General features: G+C 71.6%; 8 protein-coding genes and 1 pseudogene. 8 read left to right on the top strand and 1 reads right to left on the bottom strand.

From position 1 onward, the window contains the following. Positions 1–153: 153 nt before the first annotated feature. Positions 154–1,668: a cell wall anchor protein gene (locus ACIBTX_RS31595; RefSeq protein ID WP_357131129.1), complete on the bottom strand. Its 1,515-nt coding sequence runs from the start codon at positions 1,666–1,668 to the stop codon at positions 154–156. Between the two features lie 306 nt (positions 1,669–1,974). Between ACIBTX_RS31595 and rsmD the strand changes: the two genes are divergently transcribed. The 8 genes and pseudogenes from rsmD to mutM all read left to right on the top strand — a co-directional run bounded on the left by rsmD (position 1,975) and on the right by mutM (position 7,478). Continuing rightward, positions 1,975–2,538 (top strand): 16S rRNA (guanine(966)-N(2))-methyltransferase RsmD, encoded by a 564-nt coding sequence (gene rsmD, locus ACIBTX_RS31590; RefSeq protein ID WP_357131126.1) that lies wholly within the window; start codon positions 1,975–1,977, stop codon positions 2,536–2,538. Next, a complete protein-coding gene (gene coaD / locus ACIBTX_RS31585) occupies positions 2,535–3,023 on the top strand; it encodes a pantetheine-phosphate adenylyltransferase (RefSeq protein ID WP_357131123.1) in 489 nt (162 codons plus the stop codon). The genes rsmD and coaD overlap by 4 nt, the downstream gene beginning before the upstream one ends. A gap of 247 nt (positions 3,024–3,270) precedes the next feature. Further along, the gene (locus tag ACIBTX_RS31580) at positions 3,271–3,768 is read left to right on the top strand and encodes a hypothetical protein (protein ID WP_234590503.1); all 498 of its coding nucleotides are present in this window, start codon (positions 3,271–3,273) and stop codon (positions 3,766–3,768) included. Positions 3,769–3,879: 111 nt separating this feature from the next. Then, on the top strand, positions 3,880–4,443 hold the full coding sequence (locus tag ACIBTX_RS31575; protein WP_355051548.1) for a YceD family protein: 564 nt from the start codon (positions 3,880–3,882) through the stop codon (positions 4,441–4,443). A gap of 5 nt (positions 4,444–4,448) precedes the next feature. After that, positions 4,449–4,622 (top strand): 50S ribosomal protein L32, encoded by a 174-nt coding sequence (gene rpmF, locus ACIBTX_RS31570; protein WP_030335284.1) that lies wholly within the window; start codon positions 4,449–4,451, stop codon positions 4,620–4,622. Positions 4,623–4,733: 111 nt separating this feature from the next. Continuing rightward, a complete protein-coding gene (locus ACIBTX_RS31565; RefSeq protein WP_357131119.1) occupies positions 4,734–5,720 on the top strand; it encodes a phosphate acyltransferase PlsX in 987 nt (328 codons plus the stop codon). Continuing rightward, positions 5,717–6,433 (top strand): annotated as a pseudogene (gene rnc, locus ACIBTX_RS31560) (ribonuclease III); the annotation flags it as partial. The gene ACIBTX_RS31565 and the pseudogene rnc, both read left to right, overlap by 4 nt. Before the next feature lie 187 nt (positions 6,434–6,620). Beyond that, the gene (mutM, locus tag ACIBTX_RS31555) at positions 6,621–7,478 is read left to right on the top strand and encodes a bifunctional DNA-formamidopyrimidine glycosylase/DNA-(apurinic or apyrimidinic site) lyase (protein ID WP_357393009.1); all 858 of its coding nucleotides are present in this window, start codon (positions 6,621–6,623) and stop codon (positions 7,476–7,478) included. Positions 7,479–7,645: the final 167 nt, after the last annotated feature.

The raw sequence follows: 7,645 nt of genomic DNA, 5'->3' as shown, positions 1-7,645 counted from the left end.
TAATTCATCCGCCCACCACCTATAACAACACCTCAAAAAAACGTGTGCCCCAACCCCCCGCTCTCCCGACCGCGCTGTGGCTGAAACCCAACACCCCCCGGGGGGGGGCCCCCGGGGGGGCCCCCCCGCCCTCGGGCTTCAGCTCAGGTCAGGTCAGGCGGTGAAGGTCACCCGACGCCGACGGGCGATGACGAAGAGCACCGCGCCCGCGATCAGCAGGGCGACCGCGCCGGCGGCGATGCCGCCCGCCGCCGCACCGGTGACCGGGAGACCCGGCTCGTCGTCGCCGCCACCGCCGCCGCTACCGCCGCAGTTGCCCTCCGGCGTGTAGACAGCTTCCAGCTCCAGGTCCAGGTCCGGCAGGGCGACGAGCGCCGACTCGGCCTTGCCGGCCTTGAAGGTAACCGTCTCCGAAGCGCCGGCCGCGACCGTACGGGTCTCGGTCTTGTCGCCGTAGGTGAAGGTGGTCTTCACCGGCATGCCGCCCTCGGGGTTGGTGACGGTGAGGGCGAACTCCTTGCAGTCGGCCTTGGTGGTGACGGCCGGCAGCGGGCAGTCCTCGGGGCGCGCCCACGAGTAGGTGCCGTTCTCGATAACCTTGCCGTCGACCAGGACCTCGATCTTGCCGGCGTCGGCGGCGGGCACCACGATGCTGGTGTCGGCCTTGCCGGGCGCGACGGAGACCTTCTTGGTGAAGCCGTTCTCGCCCTTGACCTCGAACTCGACGGCGTACTTGCTGATCTTGCCGTCGTTGCTCAGCGACACGGCGACCGAACCGTCGCAGTTGGACGCGAAGGTCGAGGCCGGGGTGACGCAGCTCTTGCTACCGCCGTTGTACCAGCCCTGCGGGCCCTTGGAGCGGTTGCCCGGGGTGCCCGGCGAGCCGAGCTTCTTGTTGTCGTAGCGCTTGCCGCCGTCGACGATCTCGTCGATGACCTGGTCCTTGTCGCCCCAGATGAGGTCGACCTGGGTGTGGCAGTCCGGGATCTCGACGTTCAGCGTGATCTCGGTCTGGGTGGCGCTGACGAAGTCGCTGTCCGGCGTGCCGTACACGTACTGCGGGGTGGCGAACTGCGGCCGCGGCGCGAAGTACGACACCAGCGTGAAGTACTGCTTGCCCTCGCCGCAGAGCGGCAGGTCACCGTCGAGCTTGACGGTGGCGGTGCCCTTCGGGCCGTCGAAGGTGTGGCTGTACTTGGCCTTGTCGAGCTCGACGCACTTCGGGGCCGGAGCGCAGGACTGGTCGGCGGGGATGGTGATGCTGCCGTCGTTGGTGGCTTCCTGGCCGTTCTTCTTCCACTTGCCGAACACCACGAGCTTGGCGCTGGCGGTGTTGCCCGGCACCCGCTGGACGGCCTGCACGGAGCCGGCCTTCTTGATGACGTAGCCCTGCAGCGGCACCGCCTTGGCGCCCTCGACGGGCACGGTCACCGGCGTCGCCGGCTCCGCGGTCACCCGCTGGAGCGTCACGGCCTTGTCGCGCTCGCTGTTCTCCACGTTCCACGTGATCACGCGCTCGCCGGTCTGCTGGTCGCAGTCGACGGTGGCCTTGATCGTGGTGTGGTGCGCGCTGGCTGGGGCGGCCACCGCGACGACCCCGGTGAGGCCGACGATGGCGGCTCCCAGGATGGCCAGCGGTCGCCGGAGCGACAGCTTGGGACGGATCACGGGTACTCCTGGAGTGCTGAAGCGTCAGGGGTGTGGCACGGGAGAGACGGTGGACGGTCACCGCACGTCCGATTCGGAGAGGCGCCCTCCCGAGCCGTGGGCCGGCGGGTTGTCGCCGGCACCCGGCAGACCCTAGCGATATCGCCTCGCGTGAGACAGTGCTCAGGATTTGCTAAGACTGATGTTATGAACTTGAGATCATTGATATACGAGAAGTGATCACATGGTCCGCTTGGTGGTACCGACCGTGTCGGCCGTCGGGTCCGGCTGATCGCGTAGCGTCCTGGTCATGAGCAGGAGGAGACGGTGACCCGGATCGTGGCCGGGACGCTCGGGGGCCGGCGGATCGCCGCACCGCCCGGCGCCGGCACCCGGCCCACGTCCGACCGGGTTCGGGAGGCGCTGTTCAGCGCCGTCGAGTCCGAGGTCGACCTCGACGGCGCGCGCTTCGCCGACCTGTACGCCGGCTCCGGCGCGGTCGGGCTGGAGGCCCTGTCCCGGGGCGCCGGGCACGTCCTGCTGGTGGAGTCCGACCCGCGCGCCGCCCGGGTGATCCGGGAGAACGTGGCGACCCTGCGGGCCGGCTCGGCCGTACGCCTGGTGGCCGGCAAGGTGGCGACGGTGCTGGCCGCCGGTCCGGACGGCGGCGGGTACGACGTGGTGTTCGCCGACCCGCCCTACGCCGTGCCGGACGCGGAGATCACCGCGCTGTTGACGACGCTTGTCGACGGCGGCTGGCTGACGCCCGACGCCCTGGTGGTGGTGGAGCGGTCGCGCCGGACCAGGGACTTCGAGTGGGTGCAGGGGATCACCCCGCAGCGCAGTCGCCGGTACGGCGAGACCACCCTTTGGTACGGTCGCCGATCATGAGACGTGCGGTCTGTCCCGGCTCGTTCGACCCGGTCACCAACGGACACCTCGACATCATCGGCCGCGCCAGTCGGCTGTTCGATGAGGTGATCGTCGGCGTACTGGTGAACCAGTCCAAGAGCGGCCTGTTCACCGTCGACGAGCGGATCGACATGCTCCGCGAGGTGACCGCGTCGTACGAGAACGTGCGGGTCGAGTCGTTCCGCGGACTGCTCGTCGACTTCTGCCGGGCGCAGCAGGCGAGCGTCCTGATCAAAGGGCTGCGGGCGGTCAGCGACTTCGACTACGAGCTGCAGATGGCGCAGATGAACATCGGGCTGGCCGGCGTCGAGACGCTCTTCATGCCGACCAACCCGCTCTACTCGTTCCTCTCGTCCAGCCTCGTCAAGGACGTGGCCAAGTGGGGCGGCGACATCTCCGCGCACGTCCCCGACCCGGTCCGCGAGGCCCTCCAGTCCCGCCTGGGCCCCCCACCCCGGACCTGACCCCGGCCCTTCTCCCTCGCGCCGATCTTGCACTTACTGTTCCCGGATCGCCCCGTTTCGGGACGCTTTGCCGCGACCGAAAGTGCAAGATCGCCGCAGCAGGGGCGGGGAGTGACCATGTCGCGACGCGCCGGGTTGGGGTGGTGGGGGCTCGGGTGGGGCGGGCAGGCCATGATGGGCGCAGCGGGAAACCGGCCGTAGCCCGCATCATGGAGGTCGGCCGACGAACGACAGGGGTGAGGTACCGGTGGACCCGCTCGATCGCATCGACGAACTGATCGCCATGGTGGAGCAGGCGCGCTCCGTCCCGATGTCGCGGAACAACTGCATGGTCGACCGGGGCGAAATGATCGCCGCTCTGGACGAGATGCGCGCTGACCTCCCCGCCGACCTGCGTCGCGCCGCCGCGCTCCTGGAGGAACGCGACAAGATCATGGACGCGGGCAAGCGCGAGGCGGACCGGATCATCAGCGAGGGTGAGGCAGAACACGCCCGCCTCGTGTCGGTGAACGAGATCACCGTGTCGGCCGAGCACGAGGGCGCCCGGATCATCGCCGAGGCCCGTGCCGAGGCGCAGCGCCTGCGTGAGGAGGTCGACGACTACGTCGACACGGCGCTGGCCAACTTCGAGCAGTTCCTCACCCGGGCCCTCGCCTCGATAGAGCGTGGCCGCGACAAGATGCACGCGCTGCGGGAGATCGGCACCTTCGGTGGGGATGAGGCGGAACGCCCGCTACCCTTCTGAGCGGCACCTCACCAGCCGACATTCGCGCCTCAGGCGTCGCCCCCGGTTCGACGGCCGGGCGGTCGCCCAGGTAACCTTTTTTGTCGGCCTCTCACCGGCCGGAGTCTTACTATGCCCAAGCACTCGCCATCGACACTCGACCCCAGGTCGCCGCTGGTCCTCGACACGAGGGACCTGCCGCGCCGCCCTGGTGCGTTGCGTGAGGTCCAGCGGGTCGTGCCGGCACCGGTGGACCTCGGTGTGGAGTTGATCGCCGTACCGGAGGGCGCGGACCTCGACCTCGATCTGAGGTTGCAGTCGGTGTCCGAGGGTGTGCTCGTCTCGGGGACCATCACCGGTCCCGTCCGGGGCGAGTGCGGGCGCTGCCTGCGTGAGATCAACGAATCGATGGCCGTGACGATCCAGGAGCTGTACGCGTACGAGAACAGCACCACGGACGCCACGACCGACGAGGACGAGGTGGGCCGGATGCAGGGCGATCTGATCGACCTGGAGCCGGCGCTGCGGGACGCGTTGGTGCTCACGCTGCCGACCAACCCGCTCTGCCGGGAGGACTGCCCAGGACTGTGCCCCGACTGTGGGGCGCACTGGGACGATCTGCCGGCCGACCACAGTCACCAGCAGATCGACCCGCGTTGGGCGGGCCTGTCGCAAATGACCGTTACAGAGGAGTAAGAACCGTGGCCGTCCCGAAGCGCAAGATGTCGCGCAGCAACACCCGGTCCCGCCGGGCGAACTGGAAGGCGACCGTGGTCGCGACCGTCGCGTGCCCGCAGTGCAAGTCCCCGAAGCTGCCGCACGCCGCCTGCTCCGTCTGCGGCACCTACAACGGCCGCCAGGTTCTCGAGGTCTGACCTGGACGCCGAGTGACGCCCCCGACCCCAGGTCGGGCGGCGCGCGCATCCTGGCATTCGCCCGGTGCCCCGGCTCCCTCCGACGCCCGGCCCACTCCGGCCGGCGTACCGGTGGAGCCGGGCACCGCGCGGATCGCCGTTGACCTCCTCGGCGGGGACGACGCTCCCGCCGTCGTGGTTGACGGCGCTCTGCGGGCCATGCGCGCCGACCCTGACCTGCACCTGCTGCTCGTCGGTCCGACCGAGGTCGCCGACGGGCTGATCGCTGCCCTCGCCCCGGCCGAACGGGCCCGGATCACGGTCCGGCCGGTCCGCGCCGCCGTCGGTATGGCCGACCATCCCAGCGCCGCCCGCTCGGAGAGCACCGTCCGGGCCGCCGTCACGGCCGTCCGCGACGGCACCGCCGACGCCCTCGTCTCCGCCGGCGCCACCGGCGCCACGGTCACGGCTGCCGTGCTCGGCCTCGGGCGCTGGTCGGAGATCCGCCAACCCGCCCTGGTCGCCACCCTGCCCGCGGTCGCCGGGCCGGTGGTCCTGCTCGACGTGGGCGGCTCACTGGAGCCCCGCCCCGCCACCCTCGCCCGGCACGCCGTGCTCGGCGCCGCGTACGCCGCGGTGGCCCACTCGATCGCCGCGCCGCGGGTCGGCCTGCTCTCGGTGGGCACCGAGGCCGGCAAGGGCGATCGGGTACGCCGGGCCACCGACCCCCTGCTCGCCGTCGAACCGCTGCCCGGCGGGGCGCGCTACGTCGGGCTCGTCGAGGGGTACGACGTGGCCGTCGGCGCGCGCGCCGATGTGGTGGTCACCGACGGCTTCACCGGTAACGTGCTGCTCAAGGCGATCGAGGGCGCGTACGCGATGGCCGGCGGCCCACCCGCCGAGGGTGGCGCTCCCCGCGCGGCGGCCCTGCTGGGCGTCGCGGGGACCGTCGTCGTCTGTCACGGCTCCGCCCGGGCCGCTGACGTCGCCTCCGGCATCGCCCTCGCCGCTCACCTGTGGCGGCGGCGTGCCACCGATCTGGTCTCCGCGTTGCTCGACGGCGACGCCGCGACGGACCGCACCGACCGCCCCACCGACACCGAGGTACGCACATCATGAGCAACGACAAGCGGCGGCGGGCGTCCGTCGGTCACCTGGAAGCCGCGTTCGGCGTCAGCCTGGAGCCGGACCTGCTGCAACGCGCGCTGACCCACCGCTCGTACGCGTACGAGAACGGCGGCCTGCCGACGAACGAGCGACTGGAGTTCCTCGGCGACTCGGTGCTCGGCGTCGTGATCACCACCGCCCTGTTCCACAACCATCCGGACCTGCCCGAGGGGCAGTTGGCGAAGCTCCGGGCGAGCGTGGTCAACATGCGGGCGCTCGCCGACGTGGCCCGTGGCCTCGGCCCGGACGGTCTCGGCGCGTACCTGCTGCTGGGCAAGGGCGAGGAGACCACCGGTGGCCGGGACAAGGCGAGCATCCTCGCCGACACCCTGGAGGCGCTGCTCGGCGCGATCTACCTGCAGTACGGGCTGGACACCGCCGGGATCGTGATCCACCGCCTCTTCGACCCGCTGATGGCCGAGTCGGCCGGCCGGGGCGCCGCCCTGGACTGGAAGACCAGCCTGCAGGAGTTGACCGCCGCGCTCGGCCTGGGCGTGCCCGAGTACCGGATCGAGGGCACCGGACCGGATCACCTCAAGACGTTCACGGCCTGGGTCGTGGTGGCCGGCAACCGGTACGGCGGCGCGGAGGGGCGCAGCAAGAAGGAGGCCGAGCAGCGCGCCGCCGAGGCGGCCTGGCGGATGCTCTCGAACGAGCACGAGCAGGCCGACCAGGACAACGCGGCCGACCGGGACGCCTCGGCCCAGCACGAGCAGGCCGACCACGGCACGGCCGACCAGGGCGACGCGGCCGGGCCGTTGGAGCGCGCCGATCAGGCGACCCTGGCCGAGGAGGCCGACCACCTGGCGCAGGTCATGCCGGCCGACGTGGCGCAGGAACAGGGGTCCGGTCGTGCCTGAGTTGCCCGAGGTGGAGACCGTCCGGCAGGGGCTGGCCCAGTGGGTCACCGGCCGACGGATCGCCTCGGTCGAGGTCCGGCACCCGCGTGCCGTCCGGCGGCACGTACCCGGCGGCGCGCACTTCGCCGACGTGCTCGCCGGCCGGGCGATCCTGGACGTCCGGCGGCGCGGCAAGTACCTGTGGCTTCCGCTGGACAGCGGTGACGCGGTGGTGGGGCACCTCGGCATGTCGGGTCAGTTGCTGCTCCAGCCGCCCGGCACCCCCGACGAGACCCACCTGCGGGTCCGGTTCCGGTTCGCCGACGACGGACCCGAGCTGCGCTTCGTCGACCAGCGCACGTTCGGCGGGCTCGCGGTGAGCGAGGGCGGCGCCGACCTGCCGGCCGAGATCGCGCACATCGCGCGTGACCCGATGGACCCGGAGTTCTCCGACGCGGCGTTCGTGGCCGCGCTGCGACGCCGGCGGACCGAGGTGAAGCGGGCCCTGCTCGACCAGACGCTGATCTCCGGGGTGGGCAACATCTACGCCGACGAGGCGCTCTGGCGTGCGCGGTTGCACGGCGCCCGACCGACCGACGCGCTCACCGGTCCGGCCGCCCAGCGCCTGCTCGGCCACGTCCGTGACGTGCTCGCCGAGGCCATCAAGGAGGGCGGCACCAGCTTCGACGCCCTCTACGTCAACGTCAACGGCGAGAGCGGCTACTTCGACCGCGCGCTGAACGCGTACGGCCGCGAGGGCGAGCCGTGCCGGCGCTGCGGCACGCCGATCCGGCGGGAGTCGTTCATGAACCGCTCCTCGTACAGCTGCCCGCGTTGCCAGCCCCGGCCTCGGGGTGCCCTTCGGGGATGACCCGGAGCCGGCTCCGGGTCGGTGCCGGCGGGTCGCGGCCGGACGCTCCGGGTAGTTCCCCGGCGTACGTCCGAATCGCGGGTTGATGCCCGCCCGGCGGACCCGCCGCCCCCGGTCGGACGATTCCGGGGCGGGCCGGGGCCGTTCCCCGATGTGACCGCCTCGTC

Origin of the sequence: Micromonospora sp. NPDC049359 (assembly GCF_044466585.1) — a bacterium.
GTDB lineage: Bacteria > Actinomycetota > Actinomycetes > Mycobacteriales > Micromonosporaceae > Micromonospora.
The sequence above is the reverse complement of the archived record's forward strand: the minus strand, read 5'-3'. Positions and strand labels throughout refer to the sequence as shown.